This window comes from Streptomyces sp. NPDC055966 (genome assembly GCF_042269865.1).
Lineage (GTDB): Bacteria > Actinomycetota > Actinomycetes > Streptomycetales > Streptomycetaceae > Streptomyces.
The window spans coordinates 60,664-79,475 of record NZ_JBHJYK010000029.1; the positions used below are offsets into that span (position 1 = coordinate 60,664).

An 18,812-nucleotide genomic window follows, 5' to 3' on the forward strand; every position below is an offset into this window, starting at 1 on the left:
GCGTGGATCATGGAGCGGTGCCCGGGGTTCCGCCGCCGGAGGCCTTCGACGGAGGCTGCGGCGTGCCGGCCGGCGCGCCGCGGGGCGCGTCGGCGCCGGTGCGCAGTCGGCGCGCGGAGTAGCCGGCCAGTCCCACGGCGAGCAGGAGAGTGCCGCCGTAGAACAGGGGAGTGGTCCAGAAGTCGCCGCCCATCTGTGCGATGCCGGTGAGGCCTACGGCGAGTACGGCCACGGCGACGACCGTGCCCAGGGCGTTGGGGCGGCCCGGTTTGATCGCGGTGGAGCCGAGGAGGGCGCCGGCGAAGGCGGGCAGCAGATAGTCGAGGCCGACGCTGGGATTGCCGATCTCCTGCTGAGCCGCCAGCAGCACACCGGCGCAGCCGACGATCAGCCCCGATGCCGTGAACGCGTAGACGGTGTACCTGCGGGTCGGGATGCCGACCAGCTCGGCGGCGCGCGGATTGGCACCGATGACGTACAGGCACCGGCCGAGCGGCAGCCGCTCCAGCACCACCCACAGGGCGACGGCGAGGCCGAGCACGTAGAACGCGGGCAGCGGCAGGCCGAGGAGCCGGGAGTCGTAGACGTCGGTGAAGGCCGCCGGCAGACCGCCCGGGCCCGGGACGATGCGGCCGCCGCCGGTGACCCAGCCGGTCACGGCGTACAGCATGCTGCCGGTTCCGAGGGTGGCGATGAACGAGTCGATCCGGCCGAACTCGACGACCACACCGTTGACAGCACCCACGACCGCGCCGCCGACGATCACCACGAGGCAGGCCCAGGGCCAGGGCCACGCGGCGTGGACGACGAGTTGCAGCACCATGACATGGGCCAGGCCGAGACCGTAGCCGAGCGAGAGATCGAACGAACCCGTGACGACGGGGACCATGGCGGCGAGCGCGAGGACCGCCGGGATCGACTGGCTGAACAGGATCGAGTCGACGGTGTCCCGGGTGGGAAACGTCTGCGGCAGCGTGAGGGAGAAGACCAGGAAGAGCAGCGCGGTGAGGACCAGGAGGCCGTAGGCGCTCACGAACTGCCAGGCCGGGCCCCGCCGGTGCGGCCGGGAGCGCGGCGCGAGGGGGGAGGGCGGGGCGGTCATGAGCCCGTGGTGGTTCCGTGGTCCGGAAGGGCCGAGGCCGCCCGGGTGAGTCCCGAGACCGTGAGGCCCGCACCGCTCAACTCGGTCGTCACGCACCCGCGGACGAACACCAGGGCGCGCCGGCACACGCCCGCCACCTCCTCGAAGTCGGACGAGACGAGCAGGACCGCGAGCCCGGCGGCCAGCGCCTCGTCGAGCAGCCGGTAGAGCGCGGCCTTGGCCCCGACGTCCACGCTCGCGGTCGGCTCCTCCAGGATCAGCAGGCGCAGGCCCGGCCGGAGCCACCGGCCGATCAGTACCTTCTGCTGGTTTCCGCCGGACAGGGTGGCGAGCGGGGCCTCGCTGTCGCGCGGACGCACCGCGAACCGCACGATCAGCTCCGCCGCCCGGGCGCGTTCACGGCGGGGACCGATCCAGCGCAGCGCGGGCAGGCCTCCCGCGCGGGGATTGGCCAGGAGGTTCTCGCGCACGGTCAGCCCCGCGGCGCAGCCTTCCCGCTGTCTGTCGCCGGGTACGAGGCCGACACCGCGAGCGACGGCGTCCGCGACCGTGCGGGGGCGGTAGGGCCTGCCGTCGAGGAGCACCCGGCCGCCGAGGAAGGGCCGGGCCCCGGCGAGCGCCCGGCCCAGGTCGCTGTGTCCGGCGCCCGAGAGGCCGACCAGGCCCAGGACCTCCCCGGCCCTCAGCCGCAGGGCGACCGCTCCCGTGCCGGCGGTCCGTGCGCCGTCGAGGGTCAGGACGACGGGGCCGCCGGCGGCGCCGGTGGCGGGGCGCGGACGGGGCGGTTCCGCGCCGACGATGTCGTGCACCAGACGGGCGGGGCTGTGGCCCGCCAGCGGGCCGTGGCCGACGAGCCGGCCGTCGCGCAGGACGGCGAAGGTGTCGGCGACCTTGTACACCTCGTCCAGGCGGTGGGTGACGTAGAGGACGCCGTGGCCCCGGTCGCGCAAGGCGTGCAGGACCTGGAAGAGCCGGGCGCAGTCCGCGGCGGGGAGACGGGCGGTCGGCTCGTCGAGGACGACGAGTCGCGCGCGGGCGGCCAGGGCCCGGCCGATGGCGACCAGTGAGCGTTCCGCGGGGCCGAGCCGGGCGATCGGCGTGTCGGGATCGAGGTGTCCGGCGACGGTTTCCAGGGCGTTGGCGCAGCGCTCCCGGGTCCGCTGCCAGGAGATCAGTCCTGCGCGGCGCGGATATCCGGTGGTCAGGGCGAAGTTCTCGGCGATCGTCATCCATTCCACGAGCCCGAGGTCCTGGTGGATGAAGGACATGCCGCTGGAGGCGGCGTGACTTCCGAGGGGATGCCCGGCCACCGTGATCCGGCCCGCGTCGGCCTGGTGGACGCCTGCCAGCACCTTGATGAGCGTGGACTTTCCGGCACCGTTGGGGCCGAGCAGGGCGAGGACGCTGCCGGCCCGGACGTCGAGGTCGACCCCGTCCAGTGCGAGGGTCCCGCCGAACCGTTTGACGAGCCCGCGGATACGGACCAGGGCGCCGTCCTCGACGTCCCTGACCGCGTACGCGGAGGTGTCGGGAGGGTCGGGCACGGACATCTCCGGGGGTCGGCAGGGCGATTTCTTCCCGACTTTCGCCGGTGATACTAGTGGAGAAAATCATGGCATTACGGATTTGTCGCTCGTTGCGCCCCCAACGGGCCAGCCGCGCCGACGACCTCAGGCGGCGTCGAGCCCGCATTCGGCCCAGATGACCTTGCCCTGCCCGATGTAGCGCGTACCCCAGCTCTGGGACAGCTGGGCCACCAGGAACAGACCACGGCCGCCCTCGTCGGTCGTGGCCGCGCGGCGCAGATGCGGGGCGGTGTTGCTGGTGTCGGAGACCTCGCAGATCAGGGTGCGGTGGCGCAACAGGCGGACCCGGACGGGCCCGGAGCCGTGGCGGATGGCGTTCGTGACCAGCTCGCTCAGCACGAGCTCCGCGGCGAAGGAGGCCTCTTCCAGTCCCCAGTCGGCCAGCTGCCGCAGGGCCGAGGCGCGGACCTCGCTGACGAGAGCGGGGTCGGCGGGCAGCTCCCAGGTGGCGATCCGCTGCGGGTCCAGGGCGTGGGTACGGGCGACGAGCAGGGCGACGTCGTCATGGGGGTGGGCCGGCGCCACGGTGTCGAGGACCGCCTCGCAGATCTCCTCGGGTGTGCGTTCCGCGTGGGCGAGGGTGGCGCGCAGCTGGTCGAGGACCACGTCGACGTCGCGCTCCCGGTCCTCGATGAGTCCGTCGGTGTAGAGGACCAGGCCGCTGCCCTCGGGGAGGTCGATCTCGACGGCCTCGAAGGGCAGGCCGCCCAGCCCGAGCGGGGGCCCGGCGGGCAGGTCGGGGAAGGACACCGTGCCGTCGGGGCGGATCAGCGCGGGGGGAGGATGCCCGGCGCGGGCGATCGTGCACCGCTGTGTGGTCGGGTCGTAGACGGCGTACAGACAGGTCGCGCCGATGATGCCCGATTCGCCCGCGGCGGGCTCCTCCCGGTCGAGACGTCCCACCAGGTTGTCGAGTTGGGTGAGGACCTCGTCCGGGGGGAAGTCGAGCTCGGCGAAGCTGCGGGCGGCGGTGCGCAGCCGGCCCATGGTGGCGGCCGACAGCATGCCGTGGCCGACGACGTCGCCGACCAGGAGGCCGACCCGGGTGCCGGACAGCGGGATGACGTCGTACCAGTCCCCGCCCACGTCGGACTCCGCGGGCAGGTAGCGGTGCGCGACCTCGACGGCGTCCTGGTCGGGCAGGCTGTGCGGGAGCAGGCTGCGCTGGAGGGCCAGGACCATGGTGCGCTCGCGCGTGTAGCGCCGGGCGTTGTCGATGGACAGGGCGGCGCGGGTGGCGAGTTCCTGGGCCAGCGAACGGTCGTCGTCGCCGAAGGGAGCGGGGTCCCGCCCGCGGTAGAAGGCGGCCACGCCCAGGACGACACCGCGGGCGATCAGGGGGACCGCGATGAGGGAGTGAACGTGGGTCAGCAGCTCCTCGGTGCGCTCGGGGTCCTGGGCGAGCCAGCCCGCGGCGGCGTGCAGGTCCGGCTCCAGCACCGCCTTCCCGCTGGTCAGACAGCGCAGCTGCGGAGTGGTCGGACCGTAGTCGATGCGCTTGCCGACCGGGTGGAACGGCCGGTCGTCGCGGATGCCGTGGACCACCGTCCGGTACAGGCTGGTGAGGGGGTCGGCGGCCTCCTCGCCGCGCGGTACGGCCTCGGGCAGGTCGATCGTGACGTAGTCGGCCAGTCGCGGCACCGCTGTCTCGGCGAGTTCCTGGGCGGTGCGGAGGACGTCCAGCGTGGTGCCTACGCGCGTGCTCGCGTCGCTCAGCAGCTCCAGGCGGCGCCGGGCGGCGAGGGCGTAGCGCCCCACGTGCGGCTCTCCGACCAGCACGAGTCCTCGCGCCGGGGACGGGGAGCCGGGGCGGCCGCCTGCCGTCACGCCGGGCTCGCCCACCGAGGCGCCCTTGGCGCGCGCACGGGTGCGGCCGGGCGCGAGGCCGGGCACCGTGGTGAGGCGGGCGGCCCGGGACGAGGGGACGGCGGGGGCACCGGAGGCGGCGGCTTCGACAGGCAAGCGCCACGGCTGCCCGGCCGGCGGCGGGACGAGGAGCGGTTCCTGCGGTGCGGGTCCGGGCAGGACGGCCTCGGCGACGAAGCCTTCCACCCCGGTGGCGCTCGTCATCGGACGGCTCACCAGGGTGACCCGCCGGCCGTCGGACAGGCGGACACGGACCGCGGCCCGCTGCCCGCAGGAGATCAGCTCGGCGGCCCGTGCCATGAGGATCTCGCGGTCACGGGGACGCAGTGCGAGGGCCAAGTCTCCGACCCCGACGTTGTGGTGAGGGCCGGTGGCGGTTGCGGCGCCGGTGTCCAGGTACGCCCGCAGCAGGGCCCGCTCACGGTCGGAACTCTGCCCCAGCAGCCGCCTCTCGATGGCGTGGGCCGCCCTGCGTATCACGGTGGCCAGCGCCGGGTCCTCGGCACTCCGGGGATAGCCGAGGCACAGCACACCCTCGATGCGGCCGCTGAGCGGGTCGCGGACGGGAAGCGCACGGCAGGCGTTGCCTTGAGAGCGCTCGGCGAAGTGCTCGGCGCCGTAGACCTGGATGAGGCGGCGCTCCGCCAGCGCGAGACCGATTCCGTTGGTGCCGGCGTACTGCTCGGCGAACACGAATCCGGGCTCACGCTGGAACGCCGGGAGGCTTCTGGCCAGGGACGCGGATCCGAAGCGGCGCAGGAGGACCGTCCCGCTCGCATCCGCGACGGAGATGTTCATCGCGCTGTCGGCGAACCAGGACTGCAGCCGGTCGAGTACCGGCACGGCCGCGCGGACGATACGGGCTTCACGATCGAAGTCGGCCCGGAAGGGAGGACCGGACTGGTCGGGCGAGAGCCCCAGGGCCCGGCAGCGCTGCCACGAGTTCGAGATCGGGGTGCGCACGCAGTCTTCGACCGGCTCACCCTCAAGAAAACGCTCACGGGAACGGGCGGGCCCCGTGCCGTCTGTCGCACGCCCCATCAGTGTCGGTTTCCCACCTGGCAGAACCACGTGTCGCCTCACTCGAGCCTGCAAGAGTTCCTTTTCCAAACAATAGAGCCAATAGGGCATAGGCGAGAAACCGGACATCGGAGGCGGGTGGTCACAGGACGGCGACCGGATTGACGGGCGAGCCCGTCCCGCCCGGGACGTTCAGCGGCGCCACGACGAGCAGGAACTCATACCGCCCCGCCTCCGCCGTCGCGGCCGACAGGGCCTCCAGATCGAGGTTGTCCAGCAGCGGCACCCCCATCGCGGCCACGACCAGGGCGTGGACGGGCGAGTGCACGCCGTCGACGGGTGAGGGCCGTACGTCACTGTCGCCGTCACCGCCGAGCAGCGCGATGCCGCGCTCGGCCAGCAGCGGTACCGCGTCCACGTGGAAGCCCGCGCTCGCCGAGGCGGAATCCCAGGCACCGAGGTCCCCACGGCGGCGGACGTGCCCGGAGCGCAGCAGCACCGCGTCGCCCTCGCCGATCCGCACACCGAGCGCCTCCTCCGCGGCGGCGACGTCCTTCGCGTGCACCGCCCGCCCCGGCTCCAGCCAGCGGATCCCCAGGACGGTGGGGAGATCGAGGAGGACTCCCCTCGTGACGAGGGGGCCGAGCGCCGACACCGCGCCGAATCGGGCACCTGCCGCGCCCACCACGTCCTCGGCCGCCCGGCCGCCGTACAGCCGCCCTCGATAGGCGACATGGCACAGGGCGTCGAGATGGGTGACGGCCTTGCCGTGGTAGTCGGCGGCGATGAAGTCCTTGTGGGTGGAGGGTTCCGGGCGCTCCACGTCACCGAGATCGGTCATGTGGTGCAGCGCGGGCCTGGGGTTGTCCGGGCCGGGCACGGTGTTCCAGGGCAGCGCCAGCGGGACGACCTGCCCGGACCGCACGCCGGCCGTGGCCCGCCGCACGTGCTCCGCCGTCACCCGGTTCCAGGCGCCACGGTCGGCCGGGGCCCAACGGCCCCATGTGCGCACCGCCTCGAAGAGCGCGTCGAACTCCCGGCGGGAGACCGCGGGCCGGTCACCGGCACCGGCGGGCCCCGGATCCGGGTCGTCGGCGGAGTTCGGGCTCATCCGCACTCACCGTCCCCGGCGTCGACACGGCCCCGGCGACGGGGCATCGCTGCGCCGGCGGGACACCGCCGTGCGGCCCGCCGGCCCGGAATCCCAGCTTTGCACGACCCGCGCCGAACCGCCGGTTCACGCCTCCGCACGGCAGGCGCAGCCGCGGGGCGGCCCGTAGATCGAGGAGGAGCCGGTGAGGCGGGAAGGGAGCGCCACTGGTGGCATGGCAGGTTGATCACGCGGCCCTGTTCGCCGCCACACCGAGCCCCTGTCCGGTGCTCGGTCCGGACCTGGGCCGCAGGCCGAGGGGGCCGACATCTCGGTGCTTCCCTGCACCGGACGCTTGCCACCGGCCGGGCCGACACGATGGCGCTCCAGAAGTACGACATCCCCGTCATGGGGATGGCCGGGGGTCTTCCAGGAGCGGACACACGCAGCCGTCTGATCACCAACGGCCCCGGTGCCCATGCCACGCCACCCCAGGACGGCACCGGCACGAGGCCTTTCCGGCGGAGCGTGCGGTGTGCGGCGAGCGGCGCCCGGTGCCTTCGCGCAGGCTCCGGGCGCCGTCGGGGCGTCAGCCGTCGTCGCCCGTCATGCCGTCGATCATCTCGGCCAGGACGGTCCGCCGGTCCTCTCCCGGCCGTGCCCGGAGGACACGGGCCAGGCGCGCGCTGTCGTAGTGCCAGTGGTGGTCGAGGTCCTGCGCGACTTCGCCGGACTCACGGACGTCGGGCCGTGAGCCGAGCAGTTCACCGAGGTCGTGCGCCAGGTCGTGCCAGGACACGTGACCGCTGCAGGCGTTGGCGACGCCGTGGACGGGGCGGTCCAGGCACTCGGCCACCGCGCGGGCCAGGGCTGCCGCGTGCACCCAGGCCACCCCGTACCAGGGGTGGCCGCCGGTGCCCGGACGCGGCAGTTCGATCGCGCCGCCGCGGTGGGCTGCCTGGTAGAGCCCGCCGATGGCGCCCCAGCGCAACTGTTCGCGCAGCCGGTCGTGCGCGCCCCAGACGATCGGTGAGCGCACGGCGCTCGCGCCCCCGCGCCCCTCGGTGCCCGCGGCGCGCAACAGCATGGCCTCGCAGTCGAGTTTGCCCTTGCCGTACGGGCTGACGGGCTCGCACACGGGGGACTCCTCGGCGACCCGGTCGGTACGGGGATGACCGTAGGCGTCCACGCTGCTGACGAAGACGAAGGGGCCCCGTCGCCAGGCGCCGACCATCGTCTCCATGGCCGCCAGGTCGACCTCGGGTCGGGTGAAGGTGCTCGCCGCGTGGACGATCGCGTCCGCGTTCGCGACGGCGTCGCGCAGTCCGGCCAGGTCGGAGAGGTCGCCCTCGACGACGTCGACTCCCTCGGCGGCGATCAGATGGGCGGACTCGGGCCGGGCGAGGGCCAGCACGGGGCGGCCCCGGGCGGCCAGTTCGCGCAGGACGAACGCGCCCACGCCACCCGTCGCGCCGGTGACCAGAACGGTCCCGGCGCGCACCTTCCGGGACCGGTCCGGCCTGCCCACGGCCTTGGCGGCGGCCTGCTGTGCCGCGCGTTCGTCGAGGAGCGCGGTCAGTGCCCGGGGGGTACGGGCCTGGAGCACATCGAGACCGGTCAGGGGCAGTCCGAGCTCGGTGCGCAGTCGTTCGGCGAGCTGCACGGCGACCAAGGAGTGACCGCCGAGGGCGAAGAAGTCGTCGTCGGGCGTGGGGACGGGACCGAGCAGTTCGGTGAAGGCCCCGGTGACGGCTTCGGCCCGGGCACCGGACGGCGGGTTCGGCGCGGGTGTCCCGGGCAGCCGGGCGCCGTCGAGCTCTCCGGAGACCGTGCGCGGCAGCGCGTCGAGCAGCGTGACCGTGGCCGGTACGGACTCCGGCGCCAGCGTCCGCCGCAGCAGACCGAGCAGTTCCTGGCCGGACGGACCGACGCTGTCGCGCAGGACGGCATAGGCCACCGGCGGCCCCTGGGCGGGCTGGATCACCGTCGCGTCGGCGACCTGCGGCTGAGCGCGCAGGGCCCGTGCCGCCGGGTGGCCGGCGCCGTCCGCGCCGTCCGCGTCGGCGCCGTCACCGGCCGGCGTCGACCGGGCCTCGGCAACGGGGCCCAGCAGCTTGCTCAGCGCACGTTCCGGGGCGGTCGTCGCGGCGTCGAGGAGCGCCGCGTAGTGCCGCGCGGTCGCCTCCGCGACGGTGTCGTCCAGCGCGTCGCCGTCGTACTGGACGAGCGCCACGGGACGTGCGGCATCGCCCAGCCCCAGTGCGTAGGACAGGGTGAACTTCGCGCCGTCGGTGCTGACATCGACGTACTCGGCCGACGTGCCGGGCAGCCGGAGCACCGTCGGCTCGCCGAGCACATCGGCGGTGACGCCGACCAGCGCGGTGCCGTCGCCGCCGCGCGCCGTGGCGCCGAGGCGTTCGAGCACGAGGTCGAAGGGGATGTGCCGGTGGCGCTGGGCCTCCAGAAGCGCGTCGCACACCCGTCGCAGCAACTGGGCGAAGGACGGGTCGCCGGAGGCGTCGACCCGTACGGGCAGGGTGTTGACGCACAGACCGACCAGGCCGCGCATCGCGGTTCCGCTGCGATGGGTGCCCGCCACGCCGATGACCAGGTCGTCGTCGCCGGTGAGCCGGTGCAGGGCGGCGAAGGCCGCGGTGAGCGACACCGTGAACAGCGTGGCGCCCCGCTCGGCACCCAGCCTGCGCAGGGCGTCGGGCAGCGCGGACCCGAGCGGCACGCTGTGCACGGCCGCCGGCCGGCTGCCGGTGCACGCCGCGGCGGTCGTCGGCCGGGGCAGCCGGGGCGGGGTGGCGTGGGCCAACAGGCCGCTCCAGCGGTCCAGTTCCGCGGCGAGGCCGGGGATCCCGTCGTGCTCGCGGCGCGCGTGGTCGGCGTACTGCGGTGGCGTCGTCAGGGTGTGCCCGCCGAGTGCGTCGGTGGCCGCCGCGTAGAGCGTGCCGAGTTCGGCGGCCACGGTCTCCAACGACCCGCCGTCGATCGCGATGTGATGGAACGTCAACAGGACGGTGTGGTCCAGCGGTCCGTGGCGCAGAACCAGTGCGCGTACGGCCTGCCCGGCCGCGAGGTCGAACGGCCGGGCGGCCTCCCGCCGCAGCAGCGCCGGGGCGTGCGCCGCGTCGGTGTCGACCACGGGCACGGGGACCGTGCGCGGTGCCCCGAGCACCACTTGGCAGGGCTCGCCCGCATGCTCCGCGTAGCGGGTGCGCAGGATCCCGTGCCGGGCCACCAGCGCGCTGAGCGCGGTCTCGAACACGGCCGGGTCGAACGGGCCGCGCACCCGGGTGGCGAACGGCACGTGGTACGAGGCACCCGCGCCGCCGAGCCGTTCCGTCAGCCACATGCGACGCTGGGCGCGGGAGAGGGGGACGGGGTCGCCCGCCGAGGCGGTGCCGCGAGTGTCCTTCGGCGTGCGGGCGGCGTCGCCCGGGGCCGCGCCGGTGTCGGTGGCCGGGATGCGCTGTGCGGCTCCGGCGCGGGCCCGGCGCAGCAACTCCCGCTGGAGCTGCTGCTGTTGCATCCGTGACGTGGAGTCGGCGTCAGTGGGCATCGCTGTGCTCCGGGCTCTCGGGGTGGAGGTCGCTGTGGGCGGCCAGCAGGGCGCGTTCGACCAGGTCGGCCTGTGCGGCGACGGTCGGGGCGGCGAAGAAGTCGGCGAGGGAGAGCTCGACGCCGAGTTCCTCGCGCAGGTCGTCGGTGACGGCGAGGGCGAGCAGCGAGTGGCCGCCGAGGGCGATGAACTCGGCGTCGGCGCGGGTGACTTCGCTGCCCAGTGCCCGGCTCCAGACCTCGGCGACGGCCTGTTCCAGCGGGGTCAGGGCGGCCGCCGGGCTGTCGGTGGGGTCGTCGCCGGACGGCAGGGCGCGTTCGGTCAGCGCACGCCGGTCGACCTTGCCGGCCGGCGTGAGGGGAAGCCGCTCCACCACGGTGACCGCGTCGGGCACCAGGTGCGCGGGCAGGAGACCGGCGAGCCGCTCGCGCAGGGCTTCGGCACGGGGCACGGGCCCCGGCGCCGCGACGACGAACCCGACGAGGCGCGCCTCGAACGTCCCGGCGCGGTCGACGGCCACGGCGGCGTCGTCGACCTCCGGCTGCCGGCGCAGGGCGTGTTCGATCTCCGCGGGTTCGATGCGGAAGCCGCGGACCTTGACCTGGTCGTCGTTGCGACCGTGGAACTCCAGGATGCCGTCCGGGCGGAAGGACGCGATGTCGCCCGTACGGTAGAGCCGGCCGGCGACGGGGTCGTCCACGAACCGCTCTGCGGTGAGCTCCGGCAGACCCGTGTAGCCGTGGGCGAGCCTGCTGCCGCCGATCCACAGCTCGCCCCTCTCGCCGACCGGGACCGGGCGGCCGTCGGCGTCCAGGACGTGCGCGGTGGCCCCGGCGATCGGCCTGCCGATCGGCGGCGGAGCGTCGCAGTCGCGCTCGGTGACCCGGTGGGCGGTGGCGAAGGTGGTCGTCTCCGTCGGCCCGTAGCCGTTGACGAGCTCCAGCCAGGGGAACGTGGTGAGCACCTCACGGGCCGGCGCGGCGGCCAGGGCCTCGCCGCCCACGACGACCGAGCGGAGCTGGGCGAAGACGCGGGAGCGACGGGCGGCGAGCTGGTGGAACAGGGCCGTGGTGAAGAACGCCACCGTCACGCCGTGGCGCTCGACGTGCCGGGCCAGGTCCTCCAGAGAGGGCCGCTGCACCGTGCAGACGACGACCGCGGCGCCGTTGGCGAGCGCGCCCCAGACCTCGAAGGTCGAGGCGTCGAAGGTCATGGGCGAGTGGAACAGGACGCGGTCGCGGGCGGTGAGGGTCACGTAGTCCGGCGCGGTCACCAGCTCGGCGACGGCACCGTGCGGGACGGCGACGCCCTTGGGACGACCGGTGGAACCGGATGTGAACATGATGAACGCCGCGCCGTCCGGATCGGACTCGTCCAGCGGCCCGCCGTCCGGCAGCGGCTCCTCGGGCAGGGCCAGGACGGGCCCGGTGAGCGCGGCCGCCTCCAGCAGCTTCGCGTCGCCGACGGTGAGCGTCACCCCCGCGTCGGAGATCATCGCCTCGGTGCGCGGCCGGGGCTGGGCCGGATCCAGCGGCACGCACACGGCGCCGGCCAGCCACAGCGCGAGCTGCGCCACGACCGTGCGGGCCGACCGGTTCGTCAGCAGCGCCACCCGGTCGCCGCGGACCACCTTGTTCTCCCGCAGGCGTGCGGCCAGGGCGCGGCCGGACCGGAGGAGAGCCCCGTAGGTGAGCGTGGTGTCGCCGTCCACGACGGCCAGGGCGTGCGGGGCGAGTTCGGCGTGCCGGACGACGAGCGCCGGGAGGGCCGTCGCCGCGGGCGGGTGAGACGGGGTGCGGACGGGCTTCGGGCTGAGAAGTGTCATGTCAGGCTCCTGCCGGTTGCGGGGTCCGGCGCTGGTCCAGGAGGGCGGCGAAGGCGCGCAGGTCGGTGCTGCGCAGCAGGTCGCGAGCGCGCGGGCGTACTCCGGTGGCGTGCTCGACGGCCACGAGCAGCCGCGCGGCGACGACGGAGGTGCCGCCGGCGTCGGTGAAGTTGTCGTCGAGGCCGGTCCCGGGGCGGCCGAGGAGGTCGCGTACGGCCGTCAGGACGAGCCGTTCGGTCGGTGAGGCGTCGGCGAGGTCGTCCGGGGCGGCGGCCGCCACGGGAGCGGAGCTCTGGGCCGCCAGGGCGATCCGGTCGACCTTGCCGTTGGCGTCGAGGGGGTAGCGGTCGACGATCCGGACGGCGGCGGGAACGGCCTGCTCGGGAAGCCAGGCGCGCACCGCGGCGAGCAGGTCGCCGGCGGCGGGTTCGGTGCCGTCCGCGGGCCGGACGTGGGCGACTAGGCGGGCGTGCCCGGAGCTGTCGCGCAGCACGGTGACGACGGCACCGCGCACTCGGGGATCCTGCTCGAACGCGGCCTCCACCTCGGCCGGTTCGATCCGAACCCCACTGATCTTGACCTGGTCGTCGAGCCGCCCCAGGAACTCCAGGCAGCCGTCGGCGTTCATCCGTACCCGGTCGCCGGTGCGGTAGAGACGGTCGACCGCGGGCCGCGCCAGTTCCTCCGGCGGGGCCGTGAACCGGTGCGCGGTGAGCTCGGGGTCGAGGTAGCCGAGCGCCAGGCAGTGGCCGCCGATCCGCAGCTCGCCGTCCCGCCCGCGGGCGACCGGCCTGCCGTCGTGGTCCGTGACGACGACGGTGACACCGGGCAGCGGGGTGCCGATGGGCGGCGGGGCCTGCTCGCCCGCCGTCGCGTCGGTGCCCCGCATGGCGTGGGCGGTGGTGACCACGGTGGCTTCCGCGGGGCCGTAGGCGTTGTGGACGGTCGCGGTGACGTCGGGGCCGGGGTGGCGGCGCATGCGGTCGCCGCCCACGACGAGGTGGCGCAGCTTCAGGCCCGTGGGCCATGGCCGGTCCAGGAGCGGTTCCACGGTGGGGGTGGCCGCCACCGAGACCGTGACCTGGGCGTCCCGCCACCAGTCGGTCAGCACCTGCGCGTCCCAGCGGGTGTCGTCGGGGGCCGGGACGAGGGCGGCACCGGAGGTCAGCGCGGCCCACAGCTCCAGCAGGTGCGGGTCGAACGCGACACCGATGAGCAGCGACTGACGGTCGCCCGGTGCCAGTCCGGTCTCGGCCCGGTACCAGTCGAGGGCGACGGACAGCGAGGCCTCGGCCACGGCGACCGCCTTGGGCCGGCCGGTGGATCCGGAGGTGAGGACGGCGTACAACGCGCCCTCCGGCGCGCGCCGCGCACCACGGCTGCCGCTCGCGGCGAAGGCCGCCACCACGGTGGCGGGGGCGTTCACGCCGTCGGTGGGCAGGGGGAGCGGGCACCTCTCCCCGGTCCGGTGGCCTTCGGGCAGGACGCCGGGGTCGCCGACGAGGCAGACGACGTCGAGGTCCTCGGTGACCGCCTGGGTGCGCCGCTCGCCGGGGCGAGGGCCGAGCGGCAGGTACACGGCGCCGAGCCGGGCGAGCGCGACCGCGGTCACCACGAGGGCGGTGGAGCGGTCGAGGCAGACGCCCACCAGGTCCCCGGGGCGAACGCGGTCGCGCAGGGCGGCGGCCACGTCCGTGGCGGCGGTGTCGAGTTCCTGGTACGTCCAGGTCCGGGCGCCGTCGATCACGGCCGCCGTGTGCGGCGCGCGCAGGGTCCACTCCTCGAAGCGGGCGAGCACGCGGGTCGGTTCGCCGGCGGGGCCGTGGGCGATGCTGAGCGTGGTGCCGGTGCCGGTGCCGGTGCCGGTGCCGGGTGCCGTGGACCTGGCACCGGGGTCGGGCGGGGTGTGGTTCATCATGACTCCGAGGAACGTTCGGCGACGGCCGCGAGGGCGTCGGCCTGGTCGGCGAGTACGGGGTTGCCGAAGAGCAGCTTCAGCGGCGGGCGGGTGCCCAGCCGGGGCTCCAGCCAGGCCGCGAGCTCGGCGGCGAGCAGGGAATGTCCCCCGCTGCGGAAGAAGTGGGAACCGGCGTCGAAGCGGCCGTGGCCGAGGACCTCGCGCCAGCCCTCCGTGAGCAGGGCCGTCATCGGATCGTCGGACACGGCGGCCGCCGGCCCGTGCGCGGACCCGGCGTCGGCCTCGGACCCGGAGTGGGTCCCGGACCCGGCCTGGACTCCGGACTCGGCGGCGGTCACGGGGTCGAGCGCGGCCGCACGACGGGCCAGGGCCGTACGGTCGGGCTTGCCGCCGGAGAGCGTCGGCATGGAGTCCAGCACGGCCCACCGGGCGGGCACGAGAGGGCCGGGCAGCCGGCGGCTCAGCTCGGCGTGGAGCGCCTTCTCGTCGAAGTCCGCGCGCTCGGCGCCGTCTTCGAGGAAGCCGACGAGGCGGGGCCCGCCGGGGCTCTCACGGTCCAGCACGACGGCGCACGACCGGCCGCCGAGCGCAGCGGACGCCGCCGCCTCGATCTCCTCCAGCTCGATGCGGTGACCGCGCAGCTTGACCTGGTTGTCACGCCGTCCCAGGAAGTACAGCAGGCCGTCCGAACCGCGGTAGCCGAGGTCCCCGGTGAGGTAGACGCGCTCCCCGCCGAGAGCGTCGACCGCGACGAACCGGGCAGCCGTCGCCTCCGCGTTGCCCGCGTACCCTTCGGCGAGACCGGGCCCGGCGATGGCGAGTTCACCGACGGCACCGGACGGCAGCGGGCGGTGGTGGTCGTCCAGTACATGGACGCGCTCGCCCGGCAGTTCGGTGCCGAGCGGAACCTCGGCGCCCTCGGCGAGCGCCGCACGGGAGACCTCGTGCACGGTGGAGCTGATGGCCGCCTCCGTGACGCCGTACACGTTGAGGACGGTGGCGTCGGTGTCGGCGAGGATGCCGCGCAGTGCCGGCGCGGGAAGGCGTTCGCCGCCGAGGACCAGGAGCCTCGGTGCCCAGCTCTCGTCGCGCAGTGCGGGGCGCAGGTCCTCGCGGGTGGCGAGGAAGTAGCTGGTGGGCAGGTTGGCGACGGTGACCCGGGCGGATGCCAGCAGGTCGGCGAGTTCCGCACCGGTGGGCACCTCGTGCTCGGGCAGGACCAGACACGCACCGGCGTGCAGGGCCGGCAGCACCTCCTCCAGCGCCACGTCGAAGGACGGCTGGGCGAACATCAGGACCCGGTCGGAGGCCGTGAGGCCGAACCGGTCCGCGGTCGCGGTCAGATGGTGCTCCAGCGCCGCGCGGCCGACGGCGACCGGCTTCGGTGTTCCGGTGGAGCCGGAGGTGTGGATGACGTAGGTGGTGCCGGGCAGCACACCGGCCTCGTGGGCGCGGGGCAGCACCGGTGCGTCGATCCGGGCGGTCGGCAGCGTGTCCGGCAGGGCCGGGGTGGTCTCGCCGGTGAGGACCAGCGCCGGGGCGAGCCGCTCCAGCAGCAGTCCGAGCCGGCCGGGCGGGTCGGACGGGGACAGCGGGCAGTACACGGCGCCGGTCCGCAGGCATGCCAGCAGGGCGACGACCGAGTCGGCCCCGCGGGGCAGGACCACGGCCACCGGCCGGCCGGGCGTCACACCCGCGGCGCGCAGACGCTCCGCGAGGGAGCCGACGCGCTCGTCCAGCTCGCCGTAGGTGAGACGGCGCGCGCCGCACAACAGGGCGGGCAGGGAAGGGTGTTGAGCGGCCACGGGATCGAGCAGATCGCGGTCGGCGGCGACCGGCACGGGCCGGGCGGCGGGCTCCACGACGGCGGGAGCGAGCGCGGCCAGCGGCGCCTCGGGGGTGTCGATGTAGGCGCGCAGCAGGTCCAGGAACCGACCGGAGAGCAGCCGGGCGACGTCCTCGCCGAAGAGGTCGGCGTCGTAGTCCCAGACCAGGGTCATCCCGGGCGCGCCATGACGCGGGGTCACACCGCGCCGGTCGTCCGGCAGCAGCACCACGTCGAGGTCGAAGCGGGTGGTGCCGGTGTTGAACCCCTCGAAGAGGGTGATGTCGAGGCCGGGTACGTCGATCTCGGGCAGCGGTGCGTCGTGGGCGCTGAACATGACGGAGAACAGCGGATTGTCCGCGCCCGAGGTGTGCATGCCGAGCGCCCGGGTCAGCTCCTGGACCGGCACGTCCTGGTGCGGCAGGGCACCGATGAGGGTGTCCGTGACGTCGTCCATGGTGTCCTGGGCGGGAGCGGCGCCGTCCAGGACGAGCGGCAGCGGGATGGTGTTCACGAACATGCCGACGGCGTCCTCGTAGCCGAGGGGGCGGTTGCCGACGGCGGTGCCGATGACCATCCGGGAGCGGCCGCTGTGCCGGCGCAGAAGCTCCGCGAACAGACCGAGCAGCGTGGCGAACGGGGTGAGACCGCGGGAACGGGCGTGCCCGCGCAGCCGCTCGGCGAGATCGGCGCCGATCGTCTGCCGCAGTTGCCCGCCGTGGTGCCGGCGGCGGGCGCCGGGGCGGGCGAGGCCGGGCAGTGGCAGGTCGTGGGGCTGGTCGCGCAGCTCGTCGCGCCAGAAGGCGAGGGACTCGGGCGCGAGGGCGGCCTCGGCCCGGGAGCGGACGTGGTCCGCGTACGACGGGGCGGGCGGAAGCTCCAGCGTCTCGCCGAGGACATGGGCGCGGTAGACGCGGAAGACGTCGCCGAGCAGGGTCGCGAAGGAGTGCCCGTCGTGGATCAGATGGTGCTCCACGTGGACCAGCCGGTGATGACGCGCGGCGAGCCGCACGAGCGTCCAGCGGATCAGCGGTGCCTCGAAGGTGTCGAGCGGCGACTCGGCCTCGGTGCGCAGCAGCCGCGCGAACTCGGCCTCGGGGTCGGCCTCCTCGCCGAGGTCGACGGTGCGCAGCCGCGGCAGGCACCGCGGCGCGACCCGCTGGCCCGGTACGGATCCCGTGGCGGCGACGAGTTCGAGCCGCAGGCCGTCGTGGCGGGCCAGGGTGGCGGCGAGACCCCGGCGCAGCGCCTCGGTGTCGAGGGTGCCCCACAGGTCGAGTGATGCGGTGAAGTTGTAGGCGCGACTGCCGGGCTGCAGCTGTTCGTGCAGCCAGACGATCTCCTGCGACGAGGAGAGCGGAAGCATGGGCGATCCCTGAGGTCGTCGGGTCGGTGTCCGGCGCCGGTCACGGTCGTGGCCGGCGGTGGTCGTGCGGGCGGCTCCGCGGATCGCGCGGTGCCGTGTCAGAGGGGGTGGTGCGTGAGAGTGCTTCGGGTTGCGCGCATCCGGTGCGTGCGATGCGTTCCGCGCGGCGAGTGCGTTCCGGTGTGCCGGGTGCGCTGGTGGCGCAGGGAGGGGTGCACGAACGGCGCCTGCCCCACCGAACTGCCCACCGACCTGCCTGCCGAACTGCCCAGCGGTTCGGCCGCGTTCGGGTGCAGGCGGTCAGCGCACGATCCGCTCCGCGGGGCGCAGCGCCTCGGTGAGCGCGTCGAGCGCCCGGTGTGCGGTGTCGTCGTCGAGGACGGCGCGGTCCCACACCATCCGCAGCCGGATCTCCGCTCCCTGGGTGACGGAGGCGGCGAAGGGAGCGCGGACCGGTCTGCCGTCGACGTGGATCTCCCGTCCCTCGACACCGGCCAGTCTGAGCGGCGGCCGGCGGCTGTCGTCGTCCACGGTCAGCAGTCCGTCGAGAGCACCGGTCCAGCCCGAGCCGGCCGCCCGCACCGCGGCCACGACCACGTCGAACGGGACGTCGGCCCGGTCGAGGTCGTCCCACCAGGCGTCGGCCGTCGCCCCCGCTGCGGGCTCGTCCCGGGTGTCGGCGGGGAAGACGACGGTGTTGAGGAAGCAGCCGACGACCGGGTCCGCACCGGCGGGGCGGCCGCCCCACGGGTAGCCGAGCGGGACGACGTGGCCCGGCCCGTACAGCGCGCGGGCCGCCGAGCGGCAGGCGTCGAGCAGCGCGGGGAAGGGTACGCCGTGGTCGGGCGCGGGCAGCCGGGCCTGGGCTGCACCGCTCGGGAGCGCGCCGTCGGGTACGCGCGCGGTGCGGGCCGCAGGGGCCTGGGCGCGCAGGGCGTGCAGCCGGTCCGCCCAGTACGCGGTCGCCTCGGGTGTCTCCGACCGTTCCTCGGCGGCGAGTTGGAGAAGGACGGCTTCCCGGTAGGCGGCGCGTTCGGCTTCTGTCCGCTCGCGTTCCCCGGCTGGCGGACGGGGCCCGGTGGCGTCCTCGGCGTACGCGGCGCCGAGTTCCTCGACGATCCGCGCCAGCGAGCGGCCGTCGCAGACCGCGTGGTCCAGGACGACGGCGACGATGTCCTCCTCGCGATCCGTGTCGCGTACCAGGAAGAGCCTCAGTGGTGGGCCGTCCGGATCCCAGTCGGCCAGCACACGGCGCAGTGTGTCCGCGGGCCGTTCGCCCGGAGCGGGAGTCGGCCGGGTCACGTGGACGTCCGGGTCCCCGACGCGCAGCACGGGGGTCCCGCGGACGACGGCCGGCCGCGAGCGCAGCACGGTGTGCCGCGCGGCGAGCCGGCGGGCCGCTGTCCGCAGACGCTCGGGGTCGACGGCTCCGTACGGGAAGGCGAAGAACATCGGCACCACGTCGGGGCGTCCCGACGGGTCCAGCGAACGCACCAGTACGAAGCGGCGCTGTGCCCCGGTGACCGGCAGCAGGGCGTCGGACCGGTCGTCGGCGGTGAGACGCCGGAAGCGGGCCAGGTACTGGCCGGTGATGCTGAGCACTTGGTCCTCTCAGTCGTGGCCGCGGTGGCGCGGCACGGGGCGGT

At 74.8% G+C, this 18,812-nt stretch carries 9 protein-coding genes; all 9 read right to left on the reverse strand.

Translation table 11 applies throughout. The features are described 5' to 3' along the window. Positions 1-7: 7 nt before the first annotated feature. The 9 genes from ACFC8N_RS41875 to ACFC8N_RS41915 all read right to left on the reverse strand — a co-directional run bounded on the left by ACFC8N_RS41875 (position 8) and on the right by ACFC8N_RS41915 (position 18,768). Entirely contained in the window at positions 8-1,102 is a 1,095-nt protein-coding gene (locus ACFC8N_RS41875; RefSeq protein WP_376294797.1) for an ABC transporter permease, read from the reverse strand. Continuing rightward, positions 1,099-2,652 (reverse strand): sugar ABC transporter ATP-binding protein, encoded by a 1,554-nt coding sequence (locus ACFC8N_RS41880; protein WP_376294799.1) that lies wholly within the window; start codon positions 2,650-2,652, stop codon positions 1,099-1,101. The genes ACFC8N_RS41875 and ACFC8N_RS41880 overlap by 4 nt, the downstream gene beginning before the upstream one ends. Before the next feature lie 120 nt (positions 2,653-2,772). Next, entirely contained in the window at positions 2,773-5,595 is a 2,823-nt protein-coding gene (locus ACFC8N_RS41885; RefSeq protein ID WP_362822333.1) for a SpoIIE family protein phosphatase, read from the reverse strand. A gap of 121 nt (positions 5,596-5,716) precedes the next feature. After that, positions 5,717-6,685, reverse strand: coding sequence for a cyclase family protein (locus ACFC8N_RS41890; protein ID WP_356031145.1), 969 nt, complete (start codon positions 6,683-6,685; stop codon positions 5,717-5,719). 568 nt (positions 6,686-7,253) lie between these two features. Beyond that, positions 7,254-10,232 carry a condensation domain-containing protein gene (locus tag ACFC8N_RS41895; protein ID WP_376294802.1) on the reverse strand — a complete coding sequence of 993 codons (2,979 nt, stop codon included), beginning with the start codon at positions 10,230-10,232 and terminating at the stop codon, positions 7,254-7,256. After that, positions 10,222-12,057: an amino acid adenylation domain-containing protein gene (locus ACFC8N_RS41900; protein ID WP_376294805.1), complete on the reverse strand. Its 1,836-nt coding sequence runs from the start codon at positions 12,055-12,057 to the stop codon at positions 10,222-10,224. Before ACFC8N_RS41900 ends, ACFC8N_RS41895 begins: the two co-directional genes overlap by 11 nt. Position 12,058: 1 nt before the next feature. Further along, positions 12,059-13,975, reverse strand: coding sequence for a non-ribosomal peptide synthetase (locus tag ACFC8N_RS41905; protein ID WP_376294808.1), 1,917 nt, complete (start codon positions 13,973-13,975; stop codon positions 12,059-12,061). Beyond that, complete coding sequence (locus ACFC8N_RS41910; RefSeq protein ID WP_376294810.1) at positions 13,972-17,166, reverse strand: amino acid adenylation domain-containing protein; 3,195 nt, start codon at positions 17,164-17,166, stop codon at positions 13,972-13,974. The genes ACFC8N_RS41905 and ACFC8N_RS41910 overlap by 4 nt, the downstream gene beginning before the upstream one ends. 300 nt (positions 17,167-17,466) lie before the next feature. After that, positions 17,467-18,768 (reverse strand): non-ribosomal peptide synthetase, encoded by a 1,302-nt coding sequence (locus tag ACFC8N_RS41915; RefSeq protein ID WP_376294812.1) that lies wholly within the window; start codon positions 18,766-18,768, stop codon positions 17,467-17,469. Positions 18,769-18,812: the final 44 nt, after the last annotated feature.

Excerpts from the sequence above, each read along its gene's own strand:
- ACFC8N_RS41875 (WP_376294797.1), bottom strand. The coding sequence starts at position 1,102 with ATGACCGCCCCGCCCTCCCCCCTCGCGCCGCGCTCCCGGCCGCACCGG.
- ACFC8N_RS41880 (WP_376294799.1), bottom strand. The coding sequence starts at position 2,652 with ATGTCCGTGCCCGACCCTCCCGACACCTCCGCGTACGCGGTCAGGGAC.
- ACFC8N_RS41885 (WP_362822333.1), bottom strand. The coding sequence starts at position 5,595 with ATGGGGCGTGCGACAGACGGCACGGGGCCCGCCCGTTCCCGTGAGCGT.
- ACFC8N_RS41890 (WP_356031145.1), bottom strand. The coding sequence starts at position 6,685 with ATGAGCCCGAACTCCGCCGACGACCCGGATCCGGGGCCCGCCGGTGCC.
- ACFC8N_RS41895 (WP_376294802.1), bottom strand. The coding sequence starts at position 10,232 with ATGCCCACTGACGCCGACTCCACGTCACGGATGCAACAGCAGCAGCTC.
- ACFC8N_RS41900 (WP_376294805.1), bottom strand. The coding sequence starts at position 12,057 with ATGACACTTCTCAGCCCGAAGCCCGTCCGCACCCCGTCTCACCCGCCC.
- ACFC8N_RS41905 (WP_376294808.1), bottom strand. The coding sequence starts at position 13,975 with ATGATGAACCACACCCCGCCCGACCCCGGTGCCAGGTCCACGGCACCC.
- ACFC8N_RS41910 (WP_376294810.1), bottom strand. The coding sequence starts at position 17,166 with ATGCTTCCGCTCTCCTCGTCGCAGGAGATCGTCTGGCTGCACGAACAG.